The sequence below is a fragment of the Pseudotamlana haliotis genome, assembly GCF_008806375.1.
Taxonomy (GTDB): Bacteria; Bacteroidota; Bacteroidia; order Flavobacteriales; family Flavobacteriaceae; genus Pseudotamlana; species Pseudotamlana haliotis.
This window is the reverse complement of sequence record NZ_WAAT01000004.1, coordinates 192,413-215,494: the sequence shown is the minus strand read 5'-3', so window position 1 is coordinate 215,494 and position 23,082 is coordinate 192,413. Positions and strand designations below refer to the sequence as shown.

Sequence of the window (23,082 nt, the reverse complement as noted above, 5' to 3'; positions counted from 1 at the left end):
TTGAATCGGATTTTTTTATGATTTTAAACTAACTCTTTTCTTAGTGTTTTACGTCTTTTTAAAACAACAGGATCGAAATGTTTCCATATTTTTTTGATAGCCTCATTATCTTCTAATTCCGGTGTTCTGTAGCAGGTTTCTATGCCTCTAGCTTTAAAAGTTTCGTAATATTCATTAAAAATAACTGCGTGAACCCCTTTATTTTGATAATCAGGATGTACCCCGATTAAGTAGAAATCTGCGGTTTTACTTTTCTTTTTAGCATCTAAAATGTATTTAAACCCAATAGGGAATAGTCTGCCTTTAGCTTTTTGTAAAGCTTCCGAGAAAGAAGGCATTACAATGGCAAAAGCTACCAGTTCCTTATGTTCATCCACTACAAACTTGATATACTCAGGGTTTATAAAACTTATAAATTTCTTTTTGAAATATGCTTTTTGAATGTCGTTTATGGCCACAAAAGACGATAATGAAGCGTATGTCATATTAAACAAATCAAACATTTTATCAACATACGGCATCACGTCATCCGTTTTTGTGAAATTTAAAGCTTCTAATTTGTAGCGCTTTTTAATGACTACTTGTGCTTTGTAGAAAAATTCTGGTTTGACATTCTCAAAAGGGAATACACTTTCTATATACGTTTTCTCTACTTTAAAACCTGCAGCTTCATAGTGTTTGATATAATAAGGATAGTTATACCAAGTTACCATACAGGCAACAGAGTCAAATCCTTCAGTTAAAACACCTACTTTGTCAAGGTTAGAAAAACCAACTGGCCCTTCAGTGTATTCTAATTGATGTGATTTTCCTATCTCTTGAACTTTATCTAAAAGTGTTTTAGAAACTTCTAAATCGTCAATAAAATCAAACCAGCCAAAACGCATTTTCTTTTGGTTTTGATCATTTATTTCTAACCAGTTTACAATAGCAGCAACGCGACCAACGATTTCATTATCTCTATAGGCTAAAAAAAGACGTGCTTCTGCATCATTAAAAACAGGGTTTTCCTTGGTGTTAAATGATTTTATTTCTTGACTTATTATAGGTGGCGTCCAATATTTGGAGCCTTTATATAATTTAAAAGGAAACTTAACGAATGCTTTAAGTTCCTTTTTGGTTTTCACTTCTTTAAGTTCTATCATACGTTATTGACGCCTTCTTTCATGCATTACATATCAATCAAAATCGATATCTTCTTTTTTTCTCTTTTCTACAGGTTCAGCTTCGTCTTCTGGGGTTTTTTTAACATTAGTAGGGAGACCGTTCAGTTCGTCTTTCACATCATTGTCAATACTAGGAATCTTGTCTTTATGGAAATCTAATCGGTATGAAGCTCCAATGCCTACGTTGAAAACAGCAGGTGTGTCTTTAGTGTTAAAAGTTATTGCACTATCAAGTTGAAAGTTTTTGTTCCATAAATAGGCACCGCCTAATCTAAATAAATTATCGGCATAAAAGTCACTTTTAATACCTTGAGTTTCCCCAAAGATAACCCATTTAGGAGTCACTGCATGGGTTAAAGTTAAAATGTACTGGAAATCTGATTGATCGGTTCCTATTCGATCTTTAATGAAATTCATGACAAAAACCCAACCACTAGCGAAATTGTTTTGTGTAGCGATCATAATTTTCGGGCTCACACCTTCAATACCACTTGCGGTAAAAGGGTTGTCTTTAGAATCGATATTAGCTCCTGCATATACAGAGATTGCAGGAATTAGAGACTTCCATTTAAAAGTTCTATTGGCTTTCCAGCTGTATAGGTTTGGCTTTTCTTCGGGTTTGTTTTTAAGTGGATCGAAAACCAAATATTTTGCTCCAATAGTTAAATACCTGAAGTTAGATCGTTTGTATTCGGAATCGTAGGTTGATGAGTATTTTTGAGTGTCATTTTGGTAATTCCCTTCAATGCTTATTTCTAAAGGCTCCCATAACAAGCCATAACGTGCAGCAAAATCGATTCCAAATCCATTAGCTTCATATGCTGCCGCCGGCGTACGTGTTTCTTTAGAATAATAGGGGCCTAGCTCAAATTGAACGACATTAGTACCAACAGCAAAAGCACTTCTGGAAACACCAGGTCTATTAGAGTTAATAACTTCGGTATACTGTGAATAGCCTTGGGTTGAAGCTAAACATAACAGAACAATCAGTGTGGATTTTAGTAGGTTCATAGGCTGTGGTTCGAAAAGCCGTTTAATATTCAAGTTATTAAACGCTGCCCAAATATAGATATTTTATAGTTTTTTTATCATTTTTCAGCTTTTTTTAAAGAGATAGAATTGTATTTTTGCTAAGAATTAGAAAATAATAGTTAAATAATGGGCGTATTAAGAACCATAATTATAATTGCTTTAGTTTATTACGGTATCAAAATTCTTTCAAGATTATTTGCTCCGTTTTTGATGAAATATGTTTCTAAAAAGGCTGAAGAGCGTTTTGGAGGACAATTTGGTCAGTTTCAACAAGGACAAAAAAGAGAAACCTCTAACAAGGAAGGTGAAGTAACTATAGATAAGATTCCTCAAACAAAAACTTCAAATAAAAAGGTTGGTGATTATGTTGATTTCGAAGAAATAGATTAATTTTCGCAATCATTAGAATTAAAACCATTTTATGCCATTTTCATTAAAAAAGTTTTTACCTCACATATTAATACTTCTAGGTTTTATAGTTGTTTCACTCGCGTATTTTAGCCCAGTTTTAAAGGGTGAAGTTATTTATCAAAATGATATCGTGCAGTTTATCGGGATGAGTAAACAGCAAACCGATTTTAAAGCTGAAACAGGAGAGGAAACCTATTGGACCAACAGTGCCTTTGGTGGGATGCCTACCTATCAACTAGGTGCTAGATATCCTCACAACTACATTAAAAAATTAGATTTAGCCCTGCGTTTTTTACCGAGGCCTGCAGATTATCTGTTCCTTTATTTAATGAGCTTTTATGTGTTTTTGCTGACACTTAAAGTCGATTTTAAATTGGCGGCACTTGGTGCCTTGGCATTTGGGTTTTCAACTTATCTTATTATAATACTTGGTGTTGGTCATAACAGTAAAGCACATGCCATTGCTTATATGCCTTTAGTTTTAAGCGGAATTATTCTCGTTTTTCGGAAGAAATATGTTTGGGGCTTTCTCCTTACAGTAGTAGCCATGGGTTTAGAATTGGTGTCTAATCATTTCCAAATGACTTATTATTTAATGTTTTTGGTCATTGTTTTGGGTATCGCTTATTTGGTTGATGCCTATAAAAAGAAAACGCTTCCAGATTATTTTAAAGCCATAGGTGTTTTAATAGGAGCAGTAGTGCTTTCAATTGCATTGAATGCCACGAATATCCTAGCGACTCAAGAATATGTTAAAGAGAGTAAGCGAAGTAAAAGTGAATTAACCATTAATCCTGATGGTTCGCCTAAAGAAGTGACTAACGGGTTAGATAAAGATTATATTACGCAATTTAGTTATGGTATTGTTGAAAGCTTAAATTTATTTATACCGAGGTTTGTAGGTGGTGGAAACTATGAAGATGTAGGGAAGGAGTCAGCAACATATGATGCTTATCGAAAATTAGGGGCTTCACCAACACAAGCTTTACAAGAATCGAAACGCGCACCTTTATATTGGGGCGATCAACCTATTGTTGAAGCTCCAGCATATATTGGAGCAGTTGTTTTGTTTTTATTTGTTTTTGCCTTGTTTTTAGTACGAGGGCGATTAAAATGGTGGCTCGTTGGAGGTACTATCTTGTCTTTATTGCTTTCTTACGGAAAAAACCTAGGGTTCTTAACCAATTTCTTTATTGATTATGTCCCTCTTTATAACAAGTTTAGAGCAGTGAGTTCTATTCAGGTTATTTTAGAGTTATGTGTACCGGCCTTGGCTGTTTTCGGCTTAGTTAAGCTGTTTAATAATTCAGAAAAGAATGAAGAAAAGTTAAATGCTTTAAAATATGCAACCATTATCACAGGTGGACTAACTTTGGTGTTTATTTTATTTAAATCCTCGTTATTTGATTTTGTGGGTGCAAATGATGGTTTGTACCGTCAGAGTTACGGTCAAGATTTTGTTGAAGCGGTTAAATCAGACCGGAAAGCAGTTTTCACAGCAGATAGTCTTCGTACACTAGTATTAGTGTTGCTTTCAGCAGGAGCTATTTTTATGTATTTGAAGGATAAACTGAAGGAAAAATGGGTGATTACGGCGTTTTGTGTACTTATTTTATTCGATTTAGTCGGTGTAGATAGGCGTTATGTGAATAATGATGACTTTGTTGCTGGAATTAGAATGCGTAAACCGTTTCAGGCCTCTGAGGTTGATAAATATATTCTACAAGACACCGGTCATTACCGTGTTTACGATTTAGTTTCAGGACCTTCAAAACCTTCGTACTTTCATAATTCTTTAAATGGCTATAATGCTGCGGAATTAAGACGCTATCGCGAAGTTTTTGATTTTTACATTGCTCAAAATAACATCAATGTGCTTAGCATGTTGAATACAAAATATATTGTTGCTCAAGATGAAGAAGGGAAAAGTTTTCCTTATGAAAATGATGAAGCGAATGGTAATGCATGGTTTGTAAACAACCTAAAAGCTGTTGATTCTGCCAATGAGGAAATTTTAGAATTGGATAGTTTAAACACGAAAATTACGGCTATTTACAGTCCTCATGAAGCGAGTCGTACTATTGGCGGAGTAAAATCAAATTTTAGAACTGATTCAACTTCGGTTATTGATTTAGTTGAAGTTAAGCCAAATTACTTAAAGTATAAATCTAATAGTGAAAACACTGGTTTCGCTGTTTTTTCTGAAGTGTTTTACTGCAATGGTTGGCAAGCTTATGTTGACGGGAAGCCCGCTAATTTTATGCGTGTCGATTATATTTTAAGAGGGATGCCGGTGCCTGCGGGCAATCATGTTATCGAATTTAAATTTGACCCAGAAGTGGTGAAAACGGGAAGCAAAATCACGCTTGCAAGCTCTGTTTTATTAGTTTTATTATTGCTTGGTGGTTTGTTTTATGAGTTTAAGCGCAAATCTAGCAGTTCAGAATGAACTTAGTTTTTCGTTTTACCACGATATATTTTAATTCCGAAGTTTCAACTTGAAAATGGAGCAAAAAAAAGTGCTTATAATTTGCTATTATTGGCCACCAGCTGGTGGGCCAGGCGTACAGCGCTGGTTGAAGTTTGCCAAGTACTTACCTGGTTTTAATATAGAACCCGTTGTTTATGTTCCTGAAAATGCCAATTATCCTATAACTGATGAGAGTTTAGGTTCTGAAGTTTCAGAAGCATTAACTGTTTTAAAACAACCTATTGCTGAGCCTTATAAATTGGCTGGTGTTTTATCTAAAAAATCATCAAAAACTATTAGCAAAGGCATTATTTCCGAAGAAAAAAAACAATCAGTTTTAGAAAAAATAATGCTTTTTGTTCGTGGCAATTTCTTTATTCCTGATGCACGCGTAGGTTGGGTGAAGCCCTCAGTGAAGTTTCTTTCTAAATATATTGAAAAAGAGCAGGTTGATACGGTAATAACCACAGGGCCACCGCATAGCATGCATCTTATTGGTTTACAGCTAAAGGAGAAACTAGGAGTGAGGTGGTTGGCTGATTTTAGAGACCCATGGACAACCATAGGATATCATAAGCAGTTGAAACTAACGTCATCTTCAGAAAAAAGGCATAAAATGCTTGAAAATCAGGTTTTAAATGCAGTAGACCAAATAATAGTGACTAGTTATTCTACAAAAACGGAATTTCAAAGTATCACAGATAAACCTATTGAGGTGATTACAAATGGTTATGATAATGAGGTTTCAGTGGCTTTTGACATGGATACTAAATTTACTTTATCGCATATCGGGTCCTTGCTTTCTAAGCGGAATCCTGAAATTTTATGGAAAGCATTAAAGGAACTTGTAAATGAGAATACTGATTTTTCTAAAGATTTTCGGTTGAATTTTATTGGCTCAGTGAGTGAAAATGTTATGCGCTCTATTGATGATATTGGTTTAAGTGATTATATAAATGATGTAGGTTATGTGTCACATAAAGAATCTGTTGTGTTCCAAAAAAAATCACAATTATTGCTTTTGGTAGAAATAAATTCTGAGGAAACAAAGAGCATTATCCCAGGGAAATTATTTGAATATATGGTTTCAAACCGACCTATAATTGCTGTTGGCCCGGAGCAGTGGGATGTGAAGAAAATTATTAAAGAAACAAATACAGGAGATTGTTTTTCTTATGATGATTTTAGCCTTTTAAAAAACACTATTTTAGAGTATTATAAGGCTTTCAGACAGGGGAGTTTGCGAACACATCCTATTGGATTGCAAAAATACCACAGAAAAGCACTTACTGAATCTTTGTCAAAACTGCTTTAGATGGGAATTGTTGCTGTTCAATCTTTTAAAAATATTTTATCCACCTATTTAGGATTCTTTGTTGGGGCAATAAATACATTATTTCTCTATACAGAATTTTTAAGCGATGAATATTACGGCATGGTGAGCTATATGCTGTCTTTAGCCTATGTGATTATGCCTGTGATGGCATTAGGGATGCATAATACTCTGGTGAAATTTTATTCTTCGTTTAAAACAAGGGTTTCCTTAAACAGCTTTTTAACCTTGATGCTGTTTTTACCCATGTTAGTTATAGTTCCAATGATTGTAGTTATTTACTTTAGTTATGATTTTATAGCCGAATTACTGTCTAAGAAAAACACCATTATTAAAGGGTATTTGTGGCATACGGTGTTTATAGCTATCGCTTTAGCGTATTTTGAAGTGTTTTTTGCGTGGGCTAAAGTACAGATGCAAACCGTAGTGGGGAATTTCATGAAAGAGGTTTTTCATCGCGTTGGCACGATGATTTTACTATTATTGCTTCATTTTAATGTTGTTGACTTGGAGCAATTTATGATGGGAATCGTTGTGGTTTACATGGTAAGAATGTTGGTGATGAAGATTTATGCATTTAGTGTTAAATTTCCCGTAATTACATTTAAGCGATTAAATAATATTTCAAGTATTTTAAAGTATTCTTTTTTAATCATTATAGCGGGGTCAATAGCAACGATTTTACTAGATGTTGATAAGGTCATGTTGGGGCATTATGTCGCTATTGAAGAGGTTGCTTATTATAGTGTAGCTGTGTTTACAGCGGCAGTTATTGCGGTGCCTCAACGTTCTATGCATCAAATTCTAATGCCGTTATCAGCAAAATACCTCAATGATAAAGATTTTGAAGCATTAAAAGATTTGTATAAAAAAAGTTCTTTAAATCTATTGGTAGTTGGAGGTTTTATATTCCTGTTGATTGTACTAAATATTAACGAGCTCTATCATATTATTCCGGAAGAATTTAGTGGTGGTTTGTTTGTGGTGTTTATTATAAGCGTCTCAAAACTATATGATACGGCGCTTGGAAGTAATAATGCGATATTGTTTAATAGTGATTACTATAGAATGGTGCTAGTTTTAGGGGTGCTTTTAGTATTACTAATGGTGTTGTTAAATATGTTTTTAATTCCTGTTTTAGGGATCAACGGAGCTGGATTAGCCACTTTTATAGCGATTTTTATGTACAATTCTGTTAAGCTCTATTTTGTCTATAGAAAGTTTAAAATGTTTCCTTTTACCTGGAATTCACTTAAAATAACAGCTTTAATCGTGCTTACTGTGTTGTTGTTTTATTTCTGGGAATTTCCATTTCATCCGATTGTAAATATAGCTTTGAAATCATTTTTGGTTGCCATACTTTATGGGGGAGTAGTGTATCGGTTTAACTTTTCTGAAGATATTTCGTTGCTTATTAATCGCTATTTGAAAATTAAATAAGCTGAAGTTTTTAATACAATTAAATTGGTATATGAAAAAGAAAGCCCCACCATGTTAAGATACATGTGCGGGGATTTCAATACTAACCAACCAAAAAAAAATTTTAAGATCGTGTTCTGCTTGACGATCTTGTATTATTGTTAGATCTACTCGTTTGATTTTGAGCAGTTCTTTGTGAATTGCGATCTCTTGAGTTTGAAACAGTCGGTTTTCTTGATGTTCTCTGGTTATTTTTTACCTGATTTACCTTTTGACTGTTTCTAGTCTTATTTACGTTTGTATATGATATACGCGAATTTTTATTATTTGGATTTTTTGTTACCGTTTTATTTCTAATTGTTTTGTTTTTTGTATTTCTGCTATTTACTGATCGACTATTGTTAGCTGTAGCTTTATTGTTTTTGTAAGTGTTGTTTTTACGATTTTTATAATTTCTATTATTCGAATTTTTTGCTACATTTCTTCTTGTTGTTACATTTTTAGAGCTTCTATATACTGTAGCGTAGTTGCGGTTTCTCTTTATTTGATTTCCTCGCCTTGTAGCTATAGAAGTTCTCGGTCTGCTGTTATTAACAAAAGGCCTTACGTAGTTGTATCTGACAGGACGGTAATGTGTTCTGTAAGGTCTCGTGTAAACCACACAGTAGTTTGGACGAGGAACGCGGTAATATCTGTGCCATGGGCGGTAGATATACCCTCTATTGTAGATATTGATATATCCAGATGTATATGCGAAGTAGTTATTAGCGTTGTAAAACACATTTAAACCACCTATACGGGCTATGTTTCCGAAATTGTTATAAAAAACATTAATATTTCCAACTTGTGTAATACGACCATATGGATCATAGTAAATTGGGGTGTTTTCAATTTGAATTATTGCGCCATACTCGTCATATTGTACATAACTGTTGTAGTTGTATCCAGAATTAAAGCTAATGCTTGTGTTTCCTGTGTTTATCAATACACTTACTGCGCTATTGTTTCTAAGTATGTTAAAGTCAAATTGGCCATCACTAAATATTGAAAACTCAATATTATTCTCTACCAAAATGAAAGATTTCCCGTTAACATTATAGTTTGTTGTAGAAGATGAATTAGTTTCATAGGCGAACAAATTACTTGAAAACAGGGTTAAACCTAAGCATAGTAATAACAGAACAGTTTTATTATTAGTACGACTCCATTTTGATGACTTCTTGTTTAATCTTGTAGTTTCTTTCATAGTTGTAAATTTTAAGGTGAACAGTTGGAGATAAACAAACAGCGTGCCAAAAAAATCTTTTTTGTGTTAATCAACTGTATTTGAGTATGTTGCAGTTACAGGTTGTTGTGTTTGATATGCAAAAATCAAGGTTCTGTATAAGTTTGTATTGATTGATTAGTGCTGAAAAAAGCGTATTTTAGGCTTCCTAATTAGATTCAATGAAGAAGAAAGAAATTTGTAAAAATTGCGAGAAATGGTTTAAATCCTCCTTTAAATTTTGTCCGCACTGTGGTCAACAAGCTAAAGTGGTTTTAACGGTTAAAGTGTTATTTTATAATACTATTCATAATTATTTTTCTTTTGATGCACGTTTTTATAAGAGCTTTTTTCCTTTGTTGTTTAAACCAGGCTATTTAGCTATTAAATTCAACGAAGGGAAACGTTTAATGTATTTGCATCCAGCGCAAATGTATTTATTTGTAACTGTTGTGTTTTTCTTTTTGTTTTCATTTGTGCAAAATGAACAGGTAAAATATTTAGATGATGAATTTGAGAAAACTATCCCGGTTTCTGATATATCGAAATATGTTAAACCTGAGAAAGCTTTAGATTCTATGGAATCTCGATTTGTTATAAATGAATTCTTAATTGATCCCACAGAAGAAGCTGCAAAAGGAGAAAGAGAAAAGGAGCTGCATGTTATAGCTAATTTTTCGGAAAAGCGCTTGTCCAAAATGTTGGATTCTGATAAAACTAAGCACAATGGTATACTTAGTATCGATTTTGATGTAAAGTTGCTGGATTCTATGATAAGTGTAAAAGCGCCAAAAGAAGCTATTTTAATTCATATGGGTATGAGTGATGATCCTGGGTATATTGAAAAACGATTTTACACTCAGGCTTTACGATTTTACGAGACAAGAAAAGGAGGTCGCGTTTTACAGGCGTTTTATGATGCTATTCCATTTGCAATGTTCTTTTTGCTGCCCATTTTTGCTTTGATTTTAAAGTCACTCTACTATAAACGAGGATTGTATGCAGAATATCTCGTTTTTAGTTTTTACTACTTTTCGTTTATTTTCATGGTGCTTGGTTTGATGCTCTTGGTGTATTTCTTTTTCAATGTCTCTATTTGGATTGAATGGATTTGTTTCTTTTTGATGTTTCTTTATCTCGTATTTGCTATAAAGAATTTTTATAAACAATCATGGTTTCTGACTATTGTTAAAACCTTCATAGTGAGCTTTGTTTTTTTGTCTATAGTTATTCCAATAACAGTTGCGACACTTAGTGCTTTTGCTTTTCTTTTCTATTAGTTTTGTGATTTCTATTCTGGATAAAACTTAGGTATTTGAACTTCTCCTATAAGTGCATTTTTTATTTCAAAAGCCTATTGAGGTCTTTTATATAAGGCACCAGTTATGAATTTGTTGTTTTACAACTTGTCTTCTAGATATTTACCTATTTCAGAATCTTTATTTTTACTAATTTCTTCCGGGGTACCTGTGGCTACAAGGTTTCCGCCGTTTTCACCGCCATTTGGACCTAAATCAATAATAAAATCGGCACATTTAATTAAATCAATATTGTGTTCGACTACAATAATAGAATGCCCTTTTTCAATTAAAGCATTAAAAGACTTTAAAAGCTTCTGAATATCATGAAAATGAAGGCCCGTAGTGGGTTCATCAAAAATAAAAAGTGTCTTTTCTTTGGTGTTTCCTTTGCCTAAAAACGAAGCTAGTTTAATACGTTGCGCTTCTCCACCAGAAAGAGTAGAAGAGCTTTGTCCTAAAGTCACATAGCCGAGACCAACGTCTTGTAGTGGTTGTAATTTGTTTTTAATTTTTGATTGTTCATTGGCATCAAAAAAAGTAATGGCATCGTCAATGGTTAAGTTTAAAATATCATCAATATTTTTTCCACCGAAAGTCACTTCTAAAACTTCTTTTTTAAAGCGTTTGCCTTTGCAAGTTTCACATTCTAGGTGTACGTCGGCCATGAATTGCATTTCAATGGTTACTTCACCTTCACCTTTACAAGTTTCACAGCGTCCGCCATCTACGTTAAATGAAAAGTGTTTTGCTTTGTAGTTCCGAATGCCGCTTAGTTTTTGTTTTGCGTATAGGTTTCTAATATCGTCGTAAGCCTTAATATAGGTTACAGGGTTTGAACGCGATGACCTTCCGATAGGGTTTTGGTCAACAAACTCAATATTATTGATGTTATTAAAATTGCCTTCTAAAGCTGAAAATTGACCAGCCTTATCACTGAAATCGGTTAATTTTTTCTGTATAGCTGGAAAAAGTATTTTCTTAACTAGAGTACTTTTTCCACTTCCAGAAACACCTGTAATTACGGTAAGCATACCTAAGGGGAAACGTACATCAATATTTTTTAAGTTGTTTTCACGAGCCCCTAAAATATCTATATAATACTTTGAAGTTCTTCGAATTTTAGGTACTTCAATATTTAGATCACCATTGAGATATTTAGCAGTAAGCGAATCTGATTTTAAAATCGCTTTGAAATCTCCTTCGGCAACGACATGGCCGCCAAGTGTACCTGCTTCTGGTCCGATATCTATGATAGTATCAGACGCTTTCATGATGTCTTCATCATGCTCAACCACAATAACCGTATTACCTAAGTCGCGTAAGGCTTTTAGAACTACGATTAGTTTCTCTGTGTCTTTAGGGTGTAATCCAATACTAGGTTCATCTAAAATATACATAGAACCCACTAAACTACTTCCCAACGAAGTGGCTAAGTTGATTCTTTGACTTTCACCACCAGATAAGGTGTTTGACTTTCTGTTTAGAGTAAGGTAGTCGAGGCCAACATTAGTTAAAAAGCTGAGTCTGTTATTGATTTCTTTAAGAAGTCTTTTGGCGATTTTAAAATCGTAATCGTTTAATTTGAGTTCTTTAAAGAAAATGGCAAGTTTGTCTAAGGGCAATTCTACTAAATCTGAAATCGTAGCCTCAGCAACCTTTACATAGTTAGCTTCAGGTCGTAATCGCTTCCCGTCACAGGCTTTACATTTTGTTTTTCCGCGGTAACGCGAAAGCAAGACACGATTTTGAATTTTATAAGCTTTGGCTTCTAATTCAGAAAAAAACGAATTTAAACCTTCAAAATATTGATTACCGGTCCAAATAAGTTGTTTTTGGGCTGCTGATAGCTCAAAATATGGTTTGTGAATCGGGAAGTCGAATTTATGTGAATGATTCACGAGCTGGTCTTTATACCAACTCATGCTGTCTCCTCGCCAAGGAAAAATTGCGCTTTCGTAAACTGAAAGCCCTGTGTTTGGAATGACCAAATCTTCATCAATGCCAATAATATCACCATAACCTTCGCATTTAGGGCAAGCACCATATGGGTTATTGAAGCTAAACAAGTGTACGTTAGGTTCTAAGAAACTCATACCATCTAATTCAAACTTGTTGCTAAACGGTCTTTTTTTGTTATCACTAAGAGTTTCAATATAGCAGGATCCTTTGCCTTCAAAAAATGCTGTTTGAATGGCGTCTGCTAGGCGGTTGTAAAAATCTTCTTTGTCTTTTTTAATAACGCGGTCTACCACTAAAAGAATTTTGTCTTTTTCTGAAGTGTTTTCAACTTCATCAATTCGAAGTACCTCGTCATTTACTTTAATTCGGGCATAACCTTGCTGATTAAGCGTTTTAAGCTTGTCTTCCATAGTTCTGCCTTCTTCTAAAATAATAGGAGCGAGCAGAAGTAGCTTTTCGCGTTCAGGAAATGTTTTTATGTGGTTAATAACATCAGTTACGGTGTCTTTTTTGACTTCTAAGCCAGAAATAGGCGAGTAGGTTCTTCCAATTCGAGCGAATAATAGTTTTAAATAGTCGAAAATCTCGGTGGTTGTTCCAACCGTAGACCTTGGATTGGTTGAGTTTACCTTTTGTTCAATAGCGATGGCTGGGGCAATACCTTTAATGTATTCAACCTTCGGTTTGTTTAATCGCCCTAAAAACTGACGCGCATAACTAGATAAGCTCTCAACATAGCGCCTTTGACCTTCTGCATATAGCGTGTCAAAAGCTAAGCTAGACTTTCCGGAACCAGACAAACCAGTTATGACTACTAATTTATTTCGAGGGATGACAACATCAATATTTTTTAAGTTGTGCAATTGCGCCCCTTTAATGATGATGTTTTCTTTAGGATTTACGTTGTCTATGCTAGATTTCATATGCTTATTAAGGAGATAATCGTGCAAAGATACTACAAGTAATTGTACCTAAAAAGTGAATTATTTGAGCTTAAATTAATAAAAAAGGGTGTGTTTATTTTTATATTCGGATTTAATGTTGTTATATTTGGTGGAATTATTTATCATTTTTTAAAACAAGATAGCCTATAGCATAACATTACTTTCTAAACATTTTAACCACAGACAGCAAAGTTTAACTAGCTGTATGAAAAAGTAATTGATATGCAAAACGAACTTGTTACAGATGCAACCTTGGTTAGCAACTATATAAATGGCAATGAAGCTGCCTTAGAAACTCTTATTATTAGGCACAAACAAAAAATCTATAGTTTTATTTATTCTAAAGTTTATGACAGGGATGTTGCTGAAGATATTTTTCAGGACACTTTTATCAAAGTGATACGCACCCTAAAACGTGGCGCTTATAATGAAGAAGGCAAGTTTTTACCATGGGTAATGCGTATTTCTCATAACTTGGTGATTGATTACTTTAGAAAAAGCAATAGAATGCCAAAATTTGATAATTCTGGTGAGTTTAGTATTTTTTCTGTTTTAAGTGATAGTAGCTTAAATGCTGAAAAAACAATCATTAAAGAACAGGTTGAAAGTGATGTAAGACGTTTAGTTGAAAAACTTCCTGAAGATCAAAAAGAGGTGTTATTAATGCGTATTTATAACGATATGAGCTTCAAGGAAATATCTGATAAAACAGGGGTGAGCATCAATACAGCATTAGGGAGAATGCGATATGCTTTAATTAATTTACGTAAAATTATAGATAAGCATAATATTGTTTTAACCAACTAGACAATAATTTAGTTTTTAGGCCGTTATCTTATTGCAACCGTTAAAAATAAGACATGGCAAAAATTTACTCTGAAAAATCTATTAACAAGATGAATGATCTTGAACCGAAAGAAGAGACGGTCAAATTTCTTCTCAGTTACTCAAAGGCTTTAAGTGTTATTGATTGTAATAAAATGAAGTTTGAAGCGCTTCTAAATTAAGTTTTCGAAAGTCCTGAAATTTTAATTTCAGGACTTTTTTTGTTTATAATAGTCTTTTAAAACTGTTTGTCTACCAATGGTTTTAGTGATAACATCTTTCTCTAAATTCCAACCTCTTGCTGGCGAATATTCTCGGCCATACCAAATAATTTGAAGATGAAGGTCGTTCCATATTTCTTTTGGAAATAATCGTTTAGCATCTTTTTCGGTCTGTACTACATTTTTTCCGTTAGTTAAATTCCATCGGTACATGAGTCGGTGTATGTGTGTATCTACTGGAAATGCTGGAACCCCAAAAGCTTGTGAAATCACTACGCTCGCTGTTTTATGACCTACAGCGGGTAATTCTTCAAGAGCTTCAAGGTTATTAGGGACTTCTCCATTATGTTTGTCGATGAGAATTTGTGATAAACCGTGAATGCCTTTACTTTTCATAGGTGATAAGCCTACTGGTTTAATAATTTTTCGAATTTCTTCAACCGATAATTTTACCATATCATATGGGTTATCAGCGCGTTCAAATAATAGTGGGGTAATTTGGTTTACTCTAACGTCTGTACTTTGCGCCGACATTAATACGGCAACTAATAAGGTATAAGGGTCTTTATGATCTAAAGGAATTGGAATTTCAGGATAAAGTTCGTTTAAGGTTTTTATAACAAAGGCAACCTTTTCTTGTTTAGTCATAAATTGTATTTTTGTTAAAAATCAAAGTTAAGACTATGCAGACATTAAAACAAGGTGAATCGGTTCCAGATTTCACATCAAAAGACGAACAAGGAAATCCAGTTTCACTAAGTGATTATAGAGGAAAAAAGCTTATTGTTTTTTTCTACCCTAAAGCAAGTACGCCAGGTTGTACTAACGAAGCGTGTAATTTAAGAGATAACTACGAAGCACTTCAAGCGGAAGGTTATGAGTTGCTAGGCGTTAGTGCTGATTCTGAAAAACGTCAAACAAATTTTAAAACTAAATATGAGTTTCCATTTCCGTTATTAGCAGATGAAGATAAAACGGTCATTAATGCTTTTGGAGTTTGGGGTCCAAAAAAGTTTATGGGAAGAGAATACGACGGTATTCACAGAAAAACATTTCTAATTGATGAAAACGGTGTTGTAGAGCGAGTAATTGATAAGGTGAAAACAAAAGACCATGCCGCTCAAATATTAGAGTAATTATCAATACCAGATAATATAGAATAAAAAACGCCCGTAAAACTTAAGTTTTACGGGCGTTTTTTCAATTATTATTGAAAACTTAATTTCTTTTTCTGTTTAAGGTTAAAGGTTTTCTGGTGTAACCAAATAGGCGATAATCCTTTATAAGTTCTGCGGTTCCTTCTGGCACCATGTCTTCCCAACCACGGTCTCCGTTTGAAATCATTTGTAGAATTTCTCGAGAGAATATATTCATGATTTTAGGATCGTAATCGGTAATGTCAATTACTTTTCCGTTGTATTTAAAGAACTTATATAGTTCTTTCATTCTTGGGTAAACTTTAAGGTTTTCACTAGTAATTAGTTCACCTGTTTCAGGGTCATGCATTGGATAAAGATATACTTTCAAGTCTTTAAAGAAAAGTTTTCCGAAAGCTTCCAAAATACCACCACTAATATGTCGGTAATACTTTTCATCAAAAATATCTACTAAATTACTAACTCCCATGGCAAGTCCCATACGTGCTTTAGTGTAGTTTGAGAAGTACTCAACAACTTTATAGTATTCCTGGAAGTTAGATATCATAACCGAGTGTCCTATAGAGCATAACAAGTCTGCACGATCTATAAAATCTTGCTCATCAATCTCACCTTCAGCACGTAAATTTGATAAGGTGATTTCAAAAACAACAACTGTTTTATTGACATCAACTTTATTTTCTTTAATAAACATATCGTATGATTTCTCATACATGGCCATGTTTACTTTAGTTACTGGTCTAAAACTTCCGCGAAGGGCTAATATATTCTTCTTATAGAATATTTTTGCTGGTAGTACGTTTGTGCCGTCAGGGCCAAACATTACGGCATCGGTCATACCGTTTTTAACCAATTGCAAACTCATTAAACGGTTATCCACGTCTTTAAAAACAGGCCCTGAAAAGTTTATCGTATCAATTTCTAAGCGGTCTTTATCAAGATGGTCGTATAAGTAGCGGAGTAATTTTTTAGGTTCATTATATTTATAGAATGCCCCATAAATTAAGTTTGTACCTAGAATACCTAAAGTTTCTTGTTGTAATCTGGCGTCTGTTTCTTTAAAACGAAGGTGTAAAATAATTTCGTTGTATTCAGCTCCAGCTTCAACTTGATATTTTATACCTACCCAACCGTGTCCTTTAAATTGCTTTGCAAAGTCAATGGTAGCAACGGTATTGGCGTAGGTGAAGAAAATTTTATTCGGATTTTTTTCACGGGTTAACCTGTTTTCCATCAAACTCATTTCGTGAGCTAGCATTTTACGTAAACGGGCTTCAGTTACGTAACGGCCGTCGTCTTCAGCGCCATAGATGGCATCACTAAAATCTTTATCGTAAGCAGACATGGCTTTGGCGATGGTACCTGATGCACCTCCAGCCCTAAAGAAATGTCGACAAGTTTCTTGTCCAGCTCCAATTTCGGCAAAAGTTCCGTAAATATTTTCGTTTAAGTTGATGCGAAGTGCTTTAGATTTTAATGATGGAATATCATCAAACTCTTTATCTCCTTTAATGGTAATCTCCATATGAAAACAAGTTATATCGTGTATTACAAAGGTATCAAATAAGTATATCAAACAAAAAAATAACCTTATTTTTGGCTAAAAATTATCAAATTTTGAAAATAACGTTTCTCGGCACAGGTACTTCGCAAGGAATCCCCATTATAGGGAGCGACCACCCGGTTTGTAAAAGTGCAAACCCGAAAGATAAACGTTTACGTGTGTCTGTTTTGATTGAATGGAAGGGCTTTAATTACGTAATTGATTGTGGTCCAGATTTTAGGTATCAAATGTTACGATCGGGTTGTGATAAAATTGATGCTATTTTATTCACGCATGAGCACTCAGACCATGTTATGGGACTCGATGATATTCGTCCGTTTTACTTCAAACAAGGTAATATTTCCATCTATGCACATCAACGTGTTTTGAAAGCGTTAAAGAAACGATTTGACTATATTTTTGCGATAAAAAACAAATATCCTGGAGCACCATCACTAAATGTGCATCGTATTAAGAATAAACCTTTCCAACTTAATGAAGAAACGGTTGTTCCTATTAAAGGCATGCATGCCAATTTGAAGGTGTTTGGTTTTAGATTTCATGACTTTGCTTATTTAACCGATATGAAATCGGTTTCAGAAAAGGAAATTGAAAAACTAAAAGGCGTAAAAATATTGGTGGTTAATACTTTACGCGTAGAGCCCCACCATTCGCATTTTAATTTAGAAGAAGCGTTAGAATTTATTGAAAAAGTAAAACCTGAAAAAGCGTATTTAACTCATATTAGCCATCTTCTCGGATTTCACGATGATGTAGAAGCATCGTTGCCGGACCACGTGTCTTTAGCTTATGATGGTTTAGAAATAACAATTTAAAAATTTTACAATGAAGCAAAAGATTTTCCTGTATTTATTCATTTTCGCCAGTTTGCTGGTTTTATTTCAATATGTAAATGCTAAGAATGTATTTGAAGACATGGACAAGCAACTGGTGAGTAGTAGAACACAGTTGAAAAAATATAAAGATTCGGTAGCGGTTTTACACAATGAAATTTTAAAAGTATCTCATTTTAACTTAGACCGAAATGAAGATGCTATCACTTATTTTGAAAATGATGGTTATAAGGTTGATGAGCTTATTCCGTTTATTAAAGATGAGTTGTATAAGTTGAATGAAGTTAAAGGGGAACATCCGCTTGTGCCTTATGCTTCAAGTGCGGGTAGAAAAATGATGATAAACACTGTGAAACTACTCAATCACAAATGGATTATAGCTGATTTTTCAGATGGTGAATTTTGGGGTGAATTGCTTTTAACTTATGAAATCACTGAAGATAGAAAGTTAAAGTTCAATCTTGTCGAGCATTTCCTATATCCACTTCAATAATTTTATTTCACTTTATAAGCAACGCCTTTTTGTTTAGTAGTTTCTCCAACATATGAATATTCATAGGTGTAGGACGAATCGGTGGTGGTTAAAATCTTCAAATGAACGTCCTTGCGTTCAGCCATATTCTTAGGGTTTATGGTTTTGAAAATAACTTCGCAATCATTTACCCAGCGTACTTGAGAAGAATCAACTTTATTGTCGTATGTTTCTACTTGGATCTTTTTGTTTCTACGGAAAGTCGATTTAAATACTTCGCCGTCTATAATGATTTCACTGTAAAATTTACCAGTTTGATATGGTTTACAATCTCTAGCTTTCTCATAGCAGCTTGTTAAGACGAAAAGTAGCAAAAGGGGCAGTAGGCGCATAAAATGGTTTTTAAGCAAAATTAGTAAAGAATAGGCTTAATTCATGTAATTTTTAAAAGTTCCGTCAGAATAAAAAATAACGATACGTTCAATCCTTTTCGTTTCATTTGAATTTTGCTCGTTAGTAGCTTGTTCTGTAATTTCTTCAAAATTAAAATTTGTTTGCGGATTTTGAATTTCGCGATTCTCAGGCTTCGGCAGTTTTTCTTCGTTTTTAGGAAATTCACCTTTACCATTTAGAAGCCAATATAAATTCACTTCAGGAAAAGCTGAAAGTATTTTAAGTACAAAATCTAAACTCGGTTTATTTCTTCCCGAGAGGATATGAGAAATGCTAGAACGCTGTACGTCTATTTTTTCAGCGAAAGAAGAGGCTGACTCCCCGTAATAATCCATGACTTTTTGAAGTCTTTTTGTAAATGCTTCGTTGTTTACCATTGTAAATACTGTTTATTGAAACCGCCGTTACAAATGTAACAAAATATACAAAACCAATGTATGTAATTGTAAATTATATAAATAATACCTGTAACTTTAACTTAATATAAAGTGTGATAAACTTCTAGTTATCATGAAAATAGAAGTTGAAAATAGAAGGTGTTTAAGTTTCTAAACATCGTGCATATATGCGCCTTAATAGTAGTTTAGAAATGTAAACTAAAAGCTCTAAAAGTCTGTTTACAAATGTAATTTAGTAATTGTTTACATTTGTAACCTAAATAAACAGCATGAAATTAGAAGACATTAAATCCTTATTTTCAAAACACAAAGAGGGTCAGCTCTACGGTCGATATATCACAAACCAGGACATTGAACCTTTATTGAATAAACTTCCTAAAGAAGCTTCAGTAAATGTTATTGGGCGTTCTGTACAAGACAATCCTATTTATAGTGTACAAATTGGTAGCGGACCAAAACGTATATTATTATGGTCTCAAATGCACGGGAATGAATCCACAACGACTAAAGCACTTTTTGATTTATTAAACAGCCTTTTAAATGGTCAATCTGCTCTTAAACACCTTTTAGAAACTTGTACCTTATATATTATACCAATATTAAATCCAGATGGTGCAGCCGCTTATACACGAATAAATGCTAATGAAGTTGATTTAAACAGAGATGCACAAAACCTTACACAACCTGAAAGTCGTGTGCTGCGAGCTGTTTTTAATGACTTTAAACCTCATTTTTGCTATAATTTACATGGACAACGGACTATTTTTAGTGCTGGAGCCACTAACAAATCGGCTACAGTTTCGTTTTTAACCCCTGCAGAAGATGAAGCCTGTACTATTACAGCTCAAAGAAAGGTGTCTATGGAAGTTATTGCTGTTATGAATGCTGCGTTACAACAGGAAATCCCAAATCAAGTAGGCGTCTATGATGATGCTTTTAATATCAATTGTGTGGGAGATACGTTTCAAAGCGAACAAGTACCAACTATATTGTTTGAATCTGGGCATTATCACGAAGATTATGACCGTGAGAAGACGCGTGAGCTTATTTATTTGTCTTATATCGTATCCTTAAACTACATTGCTAAAAATGATGTTACAGGAGCCAATTACAAAGCTTACTTAGAGATTCCTGAAAATGATAAGCTGTTTTTAGACATTATTATTCGTAATGCCAAAGTAGAAGGGGAGCTGGTGGATATAGGAATTCAGTATCAAGAGACTTTAATCGATAAAAAATTAGAATTTGTACCTAAAATTCTAAAAATTGAGAAACTTGACGGAATTTATGGTCATAAAGAAATAGAAGCAAATGGTAATGAGGTACTTAATGAATCAGGTGAAGCCTTAGAAATTGATAGCGAAAACGTTTTAGTTCGGATAAATGGCGAAAAAGTGTTGTTAAAAACGAAATAAATCACATCTTTTATTTATTATCTTTAAAGAAAATGTATTAATTTTGCTGTATATTTAAGAATAGTTAATTATGGGTAAAATAAAATTAGACGAAATTGATCACCAGATTCTTGACATGTTAATTGATAACACAAGAATTCCTTTTACAGATATTGCAAAGAAGTTATTAATTTCTGCAGGAACTGTACATGTGCGTGTTAAAAAGATGGAAGAATCAGGAATTATTAAAGGTTCGTCATTAATGCTAGACTACAAAAAATTAGGATATTCTTTTATAGCCTATGTTGGAGTTTATTTAAACAACACCTCACAAACAAAATTTGTTTTAGAGCGTATTAATGAAATTGCTTATGTTACTGTAGCACATATCACTACAGGGAAGTTTAATATTTTCTGTAAAATTAGAGCTAGAAGTACTGAGCACGCTAAAGAGGTTATCTTTTTATTAGATGACATTGAAGGTGTTTATAGAACTGAAACTATGATTTCTTTAGAAGAAAGTATAAATGATAAAAAACGTTTAATGCACTCTATTTTTAATGAGATGTAATTGCTTAAACGTTTAAACTTTCAAAAAGCCCTTTAAAAGGGCTTTTTTTATGTTCTTAATAGAGTAAATCGGTCACTCATCTAATCTAATACTTACGTAATATAAATTCATGTACATTTGGTTGTATTTCAAAATTTACACCCAATTTTTCTATGAATATATTAATTACCTCGGCAGGTAAAAGAGTGTCATTAGTTAAGGCTTTTCAAAAGGAATTAAAAGCTTTAATACCGGAAGGGAAGGTATTTGCTGCTGATTGTAATACACGTTTATCTGGAGCGTGTTACGTGGCAGACCAAGCTTTTCAACTTCCTCGTGTTAATGAACCTCATTTTTTAGATGAACTTTTAAAAGTTTGTTTGGATCATGATATAAAGCTCATTATTCCTACCATAGATACCGAATTACTGATTTTGAGTGAAAATCTAGATCATTTTGCTCAAAACGGTATTACCATAATAGTTTCTTCCTTAGATTTTATTAAAATTTGTAGAGACAAGCGCCAAATGAGTGCTTTTTTTACAGATCATCAAATTGAAATTGCTAAAGAATATTCGAAAACGGATTATAAACTCCCTTTATTTATTAAACCGTTAAACGGAAGTAGGAGCGTGGACACTTTTATCATTCTGAAAGAAGACGATCTTACTGATTACCATTTCAACAAAGAAAATTTAATGTTTTTAGAATATTTAGACCACTCTGAATATGAGGAATTCACGTGCGATTTATATTATGATAAAACGAGTACTTTAAAATGTGTGGTTCCGCGAAAGCGTATAGAAGTCAGAGATGGCGAAGTCAATAAAGGCATGACTGAAAAAAACATGCTGGTTGACTATATAAAAACACATATAAACAACATTGAAGGTGCTAGAGGTTGTTTGACGGCTCAGTTTTTTAAACATAAAACCAATGATAAAATTTATGGTATTGAGATTAACGCCAGATTTGGTGGTGGTTTTCCATTGTCATACCTCGCAGGAGCCAATTATGCAAAATGGCTGATTGAGGAGTATCTTTTAAACAAGACTATAACGAATTTTGATGCCTGGGAAGATAAATTATTAATGCTTCGTTATGATCACGAAGTTTTAGTTCGAGATTTTCATGAGTAAAACAGTTTTAATATTTGATTTAGATGATACGATTTGTAAGGAAATCGACTATTTAAAATCGGCTTATCGTGAGATTGCCATTTTTTTAGCATCTAAAACTTCGACAACTTCAGAAGCTATTTTTAATACCATGTTTGGTTTCTATGAAACGAAACAAAATGCTTTTGATTTAATTCTAAACCAATATAAAGTTGAAGGTGTTTCAGCATTAGATTTGGTTCAAATATACCGAAACCATGAGCCTTCAATAGCTATTTCTGAAGAGATTCAGGAATTATTGATAAGATTAAAAGAAAAAACTTTTAAAACAGGCTTAATTACTGATGGTCGTTCGGTGCAGCAGCGTAGTAAGTTAAAAGCTTTAAATCTCATAGAATATTTTGATGATATAATTATTTCTGAAGAATTTGGCTCAGAAAAACCAAGTCTGAAAAATTTCGAATACTATTTGAAAAAGTACGGTTCTAATTTGAACTATTTCTACATTGGAGATAATACAAAAAAAGATTTTATCGCGCCCAACCAGTTGGGGTGGACTAGCGTTTGTTTAAAGGATAACGGACAAAACATTCACAAGCAAGATTTTGATATCCCTGAATTTCAAAAACCAAAATATATTATTGAAAACTTATTAGCTGTTGAAGCTTTGATTTGAAATTTTCTTAACCAGAATATGGAGCATAAAAAAGAGGTTGTACGATAAGTATAAAAGTGCGTCATTCTGAATTCTTGCCAGTAACATGCGGGTATTTCAGGTTGACGACAACTTTACTTTTT

22 protein-coding genes are annotated in these 23,082 nt (G+C 33.5%); 14 read left to right on the top strand and 8 right to left on the bottom strand.

From position 1 onward, the window contains the following. Positions 1 to 23: 23 nt before the first annotated feature. Positions 24 to 1,145 (bottom strand): GTP cyclohydrolase, encoded by a 1,122-nt coding sequence (locus F6U93_RS01425; protein WP_150936116.1) that lies wholly within the window; start codon positions 1,143 to 1,145, stop codon positions 24 to 26. A 33-nt stretch (positions 1,146 to 1,178) separates the two neighbouring features. After that, entirely contained in the window at positions 1,179 to 2,177 is a 999-nt protein-coding gene (locus F6U93_RS01420; protein WP_150936114.1) for a transporter, read from the bottom strand. Positions 2,178 to 2,324: 147 nt separating this feature from the next. Between F6U93_RS01420 and F6U93_RS01415 the strand changes: the two genes are divergently transcribed. From F6U93_RS01415 to F6U93_RS01400, 4 genes are read left to right on the top strand one after another with little or no spacing between them, the layout of a single operon-like run. Further along, complete coding sequence (locus F6U93_RS01415; protein WP_150936112.1) at positions 2,325 to 2,588, top strand: DUF4834 family protein; 264 nt, start codon at positions 2,325 to 2,327, stop codon at positions 2,586 to 2,588. A gap of 31 nt (positions 2,589 to 2,619) precedes the next feature. After that, positions 2,620 to 5,058, top strand: a complete 2,439-nt coding sequence (locus F6U93_RS01410; RefSeq protein ID WP_150936110.1) for a YfhO family protein — start codon at positions 2,620 to 2,622, stop codon at positions 5,056 to 5,058. 55 nt (positions 5,059 to 5,113) lie between these two features. Continuing rightward, complete coding sequence (locus tag F6U93_RS01405; protein ID WP_150936108.1) at positions 5,114 to 6,394, top strand: glycosyltransferase family 4 protein; 1,281 nt, start codon at positions 5,114 to 5,116, stop codon at positions 6,392 to 6,394. Then, positions 6,395 to 7,852, top strand: a complete 1,458-nt coding sequence (locus F6U93_RS01400; protein ID WP_150936106.1) for an oligosaccharide flippase family protein — start codon at positions 6,395 to 6,397, stop codon at positions 7,850 to 7,852. It begins immediately after the preceding gene. Between the two features lie 103 nt (positions 7,853 to 7,955). Here the strand turns inward: F6U93_RS01400 and F6U93_RS01395 are convergent, their stop codons facing one another. Continuing rightward, positions 7,956 to 9,077 carry a hypothetical protein gene (locus tag F6U93_RS01395; protein ID WP_150936104.1) on the bottom strand — a complete coding sequence of 374 codons (1,122 nt, stop codon included), beginning with the start codon at positions 9,075 to 9,077 and terminating at the stop codon, positions 7,956 to 7,958. 200 nt (positions 9,078 to 9,277) lie between these two features. On the opposite strand from F6U93_RS01395, the gene F6U93_RS01390 reads away from it, so the two are divergent. Further along, a complete protein-coding gene (locus F6U93_RS01390; protein WP_150936102.1) occupies positions 9,278 to 10,375 on the top strand; it encodes a DUF3667 domain-containing protein in 1,098 nt (365 codons plus the stop codon). Positions 10,376 to 10,494: 119 nt separating this feature from the next. On the opposite strand, the gene uvrA is transcribed toward F6U93_RS01390, so the two are convergent. Then, positions 10,495 to 13,278, bottom strand: a complete 2,784-nt coding sequence (gene uvrA / locus F6U93_RS01385) for an excinuclease ABC subunit UvrA (protein WP_150936100.1) — start codon at positions 13,276 to 13,278, stop codon at positions 10,495 to 10,497. A gap of 243 nt (positions 13,279 to 13,521) precedes the next feature. On the opposite strand from uvrA, the gene F6U93_RS01380 reads away from it, so the two are divergent. Continuing rightward, on the top strand, positions 13,522 to 14,106 hold the full coding sequence (locus tag F6U93_RS01380) for an RNA polymerase sigma factor (RefSeq protein WP_150936098.1): 585 nt from the start codon (positions 13,522 to 13,524) through the stop codon (positions 14,104 to 14,106). Between the two features lie 53 nt (positions 14,107 to 14,159). Further along, positions 14,160 to 14,306 carry a hypothetical protein gene (locus tag F6U93_RS14750; protein ID WP_225312485.1) on the top strand — a complete coding sequence of 49 codons (147 nt, stop codon included), beginning with the start codon at positions 14,160 to 14,162 and terminating at the stop codon, positions 14,304 to 14,306. Positions 14,307 to 14,333: 27 nt separating this feature from the next. Here the strand turns inward: F6U93_RS14750 and F6U93_RS01375 are convergent, their stop codons facing one another. Continuing rightward, the gene (locus F6U93_RS01375; RefSeq protein WP_150936096.1) at positions 14,334 to 14,993 is read right to left on the bottom strand and encodes an endonuclease III domain-containing protein; all 660 of its coding nucleotides are present in this window, start codon (positions 14,991 to 14,993) and stop codon (positions 14,334 to 14,336) included. Positions 14,994 to 15,028: 35 nt separating this feature from the next. Between F6U93_RS01375 and bcp the strand changes: the two genes are divergently transcribed. After that, complete coding sequence (bcp, locus tag F6U93_RS01370) at positions 15,029 to 15,481, top strand: thioredoxin-dependent thiol peroxidase (RefSeq protein ID WP_150936093.1); 453 nt, start codon at positions 15,029 to 15,031, stop codon at positions 15,479 to 15,481. A gap of 82 nt (positions 15,482 to 15,563) precedes the next feature. On the opposite strand, the gene F6U93_RS01365 is transcribed toward bcp, so the two are convergent. Beyond that, the gene (locus tag F6U93_RS01365; RefSeq protein WP_150936092.1) at positions 15,564 to 17,027 is read right to left on the bottom strand and encodes a TonB-dependent receptor; all 1,464 of its coding nucleotides are present in this window, start codon (positions 17,025 to 17,027) and stop codon (positions 15,564 to 15,566) included. A 92-nt stretch (positions 17,028 to 17,119) separates the two neighbouring features. Between F6U93_RS01365 and F6U93_RS01360 the strand changes: the two genes are divergently transcribed. After that, positions 17,120 to 17,881 carry an MBL fold metallo-hydrolase gene (locus tag F6U93_RS01360; protein ID WP_150936091.1) on the top strand — a complete coding sequence of 254 codons (762 nt, stop codon included), beginning with the start codon at positions 17,120 to 17,122 and terminating at the stop codon, positions 17,879 to 17,881. A 10-nt stretch (positions 17,882 to 17,891) separates the two neighbouring features. Continuing rightward, the gene (locus F6U93_RS01355; protein WP_150936089.1) at positions 17,892 to 18,392 is read left to right on the top strand and encodes a hydrolase; all 501 of its coding nucleotides are present in this window, start codon (positions 17,892 to 17,894) and stop codon (positions 18,390 to 18,392) included. A gap of 2 nt (positions 18,393 to 18,394) precedes the next feature. Here F6U93_RS01355 and F6U93_RS01350 read toward each other — a convergent pair whose 3' ends face one another. Both F6U93_RS01350 and F6U93_RS01345 read right to left on the bottom strand, forming a co-directional pair. Beyond that, the gene (locus F6U93_RS01350) at positions 18,395 to 18,763 is read right to left on the bottom strand and encodes a DNA topoisomerase IV (protein ID WP_150936087.1); all 369 of its coding nucleotides are present in this window, start codon (positions 18,761 to 18,763) and stop codon (positions 18,395 to 18,397) included. 36 nt (positions 18,764 to 18,799) lie between these two features. Further along, entirely contained in the window at positions 18,800 to 19,201 is a 402-nt protein-coding gene (locus tag F6U93_RS01345) for a helix-turn-helix domain-containing protein (protein WP_150936085.1), read from the bottom strand. A 290-nt stretch (positions 19,202 to 19,491) separates the two neighbouring features. Here F6U93_RS01345 and F6U93_RS01340 point away from each other — a divergent pair, with 290 nt between their 5' ends. From F6U93_RS01340 to F6U93_RS01325, 4 genes are all read left to right on the top strand, one after another. Beyond that, on the top strand, positions 19,492 to 20,637 hold the full coding sequence (locus tag F6U93_RS01340; RefSeq protein ID WP_150936084.1) for a M14 family zinc carboxypeptidase: 1,146 nt from the start codon (positions 19,492 to 19,494) through the stop codon (positions 20,635 to 20,637). 70 nt (positions 20,638 to 20,707) lie between these two features. Continuing rightward, the gene (locus tag F6U93_RS01335) at positions 20,708 to 21,187 is read left to right on the top strand and encodes an Lrp/AsnC family transcriptional regulator (RefSeq protein WP_067148328.1); all 480 of its coding nucleotides are present in this window, start codon (positions 20,708 to 20,710) and stop codon (positions 21,185 to 21,187) included. 152 nt (positions 21,188 to 21,339) lie between these two features. Further along, positions 21,340 to 22,305, top strand: coding sequence for an ATP-grasp domain-containing protein (locus F6U93_RS01330; protein WP_150936081.1), 966 nt, complete (start codon positions 21,340 to 21,342; stop codon positions 22,303 to 22,305). After that, positions 22,298 to 22,960, top strand: coding sequence for an HAD family hydrolase (locus F6U93_RS01325; protein WP_150936079.1), 663 nt, complete (start codon positions 22,298 to 22,300; stop codon positions 22,958 to 22,960). Before F6U93_RS01330 ends, F6U93_RS01325 begins: the two co-directional genes overlap by 8 nt. The last annotated feature ends 122 nt before the right edge of the window (positions 22,961 to 23,082 follow it).

Coding starts and splice junctions, on each gene's coding strand:
- F6U93_RS01425 (WP_150936116.1), bottom strand. CDS start 1,145: ATGATAGAACTTAAAGAAGTGAAAACCAAAAAGGAACTTAAAGCATTC.
- F6U93_RS01420 (WP_150936114.1), bottom strand. CDS start 2,177: ATGAACCTACTAAAATCCACACTGATTGTTCTGTTATGTTTAGCTTCA.
- F6U93_RS01415 (WP_150936112.1), top strand. CDS start 2,325: ATGGGCGTATTAAGAACCATAATTATAATTGCTTTAGTTTATTACGGT.
- F6U93_RS01410 (WP_150936110.1), top strand. CDS start 2,620: ATGCCATTTTCATTAAAAAAGTTTTTACCTCACATATTAATACTTCTA.
- F6U93_RS01405 (WP_150936108.1), top strand. CDS start 5,114: ATGGAGCAAAAAAAAGTGCTTATAATTTGCTATTATTGGCCACCAGCT.
- F6U93_RS01400 (WP_150936106.1), top strand. CDS start 6,395: ATGGGAATTGTTGCTGTTCAATCTTTTAAAAATATTTTATCCACCTAT.
- F6U93_RS01395 (WP_150936104.1), bottom strand. CDS start 9,077: ATGAAAGAAACTACAAGATTAAACAAGAAGTCATCAAAATGGAGTCGT.
- F6U93_RS01390 (WP_150936102.1), top strand. CDS start 9,278: ATGAAGAAGAAAGAAATTTGTAAAAATTGCGAGAAATGGTTTAAATCC.
- uvrA (WP_150936100.1), bottom strand. CDS start 13,278: ATGAAATCTAGCATAGACAACGTAAATCCTAAAGAAAACATCATCATT.
- F6U93_RS01380 (WP_150936098.1), top strand. CDS start 13,522: ATGCAAAACGAACTTGTTACAGATGCAACCTTGGTTAGCAACTATATA.
- F6U93_RS14750 (WP_225312485.1), top strand. CDS start 14,160: ATGGCAAAAATTTACTCTGAAAAATCTATTAACAAGATGAATGATCTT.
- F6U93_RS01375 (WP_150936096.1), bottom strand. CDS start 14,993: ATGACTAAACAAGAAAAGGTTGCCTTTGTTATAAAAACCTTAAACGAA.
- bcp (WP_150936093.1), top strand. CDS start 15,029: ATGCAGACATTAAAACAAGGTGAATCGGTTCCAGATTTCACATCAAAA.
- F6U93_RS01365 (WP_150936092.1), bottom strand. CDS start 17,027: ATGGAGATTACCATTAAAGGAGATAAAGAGTTTGATGATATTCCATCA.
- F6U93_RS01355 (WP_150936089.1), top strand. CDS start 17,892: ATGAAGCAAAAGATTTTCCTGTATTTATTCATTTTCGCCAGTTTGCTG.
- F6U93_RS01350 (WP_150936087.1), bottom strand. CDS start 18,763: ATGCGCCTACTGCCCCTTTTGCTACTTTTCGTCTTAACAAGCTGCTAT.
- F6U93_RS01345 (WP_150936085.1), bottom strand. CDS start 19,201: ATGGTAAACAACGAAGCATTTACAAAAAGACTTCAAAAAGTCATGGAT.
- F6U93_RS01340 (WP_150936084.1), top strand. CDS start 19,492: ATGAAATTAGAAGACATTAAATCCTTATTTTCAAAACACAAAGAGGGT.
- F6U93_RS01335 (WP_067148328.1), top strand. CDS start 20,708: ATGGGTAAAATAAAATTAGACGAAATTGATCACCAGATTCTTGACATG.
- F6U93_RS01330 (WP_150936081.1), top strand. CDS start 21,340: ATGAATATATTAATTACCTCGGCAGGTAAAAGAGTGTCATTAGTTAAG.
- F6U93_RS01325 (WP_150936079.1), top strand. CDS start 22,298: ATGAGTAAAACAGTTTTAATATTTGATTTAGATGATACGATTTGTAAG.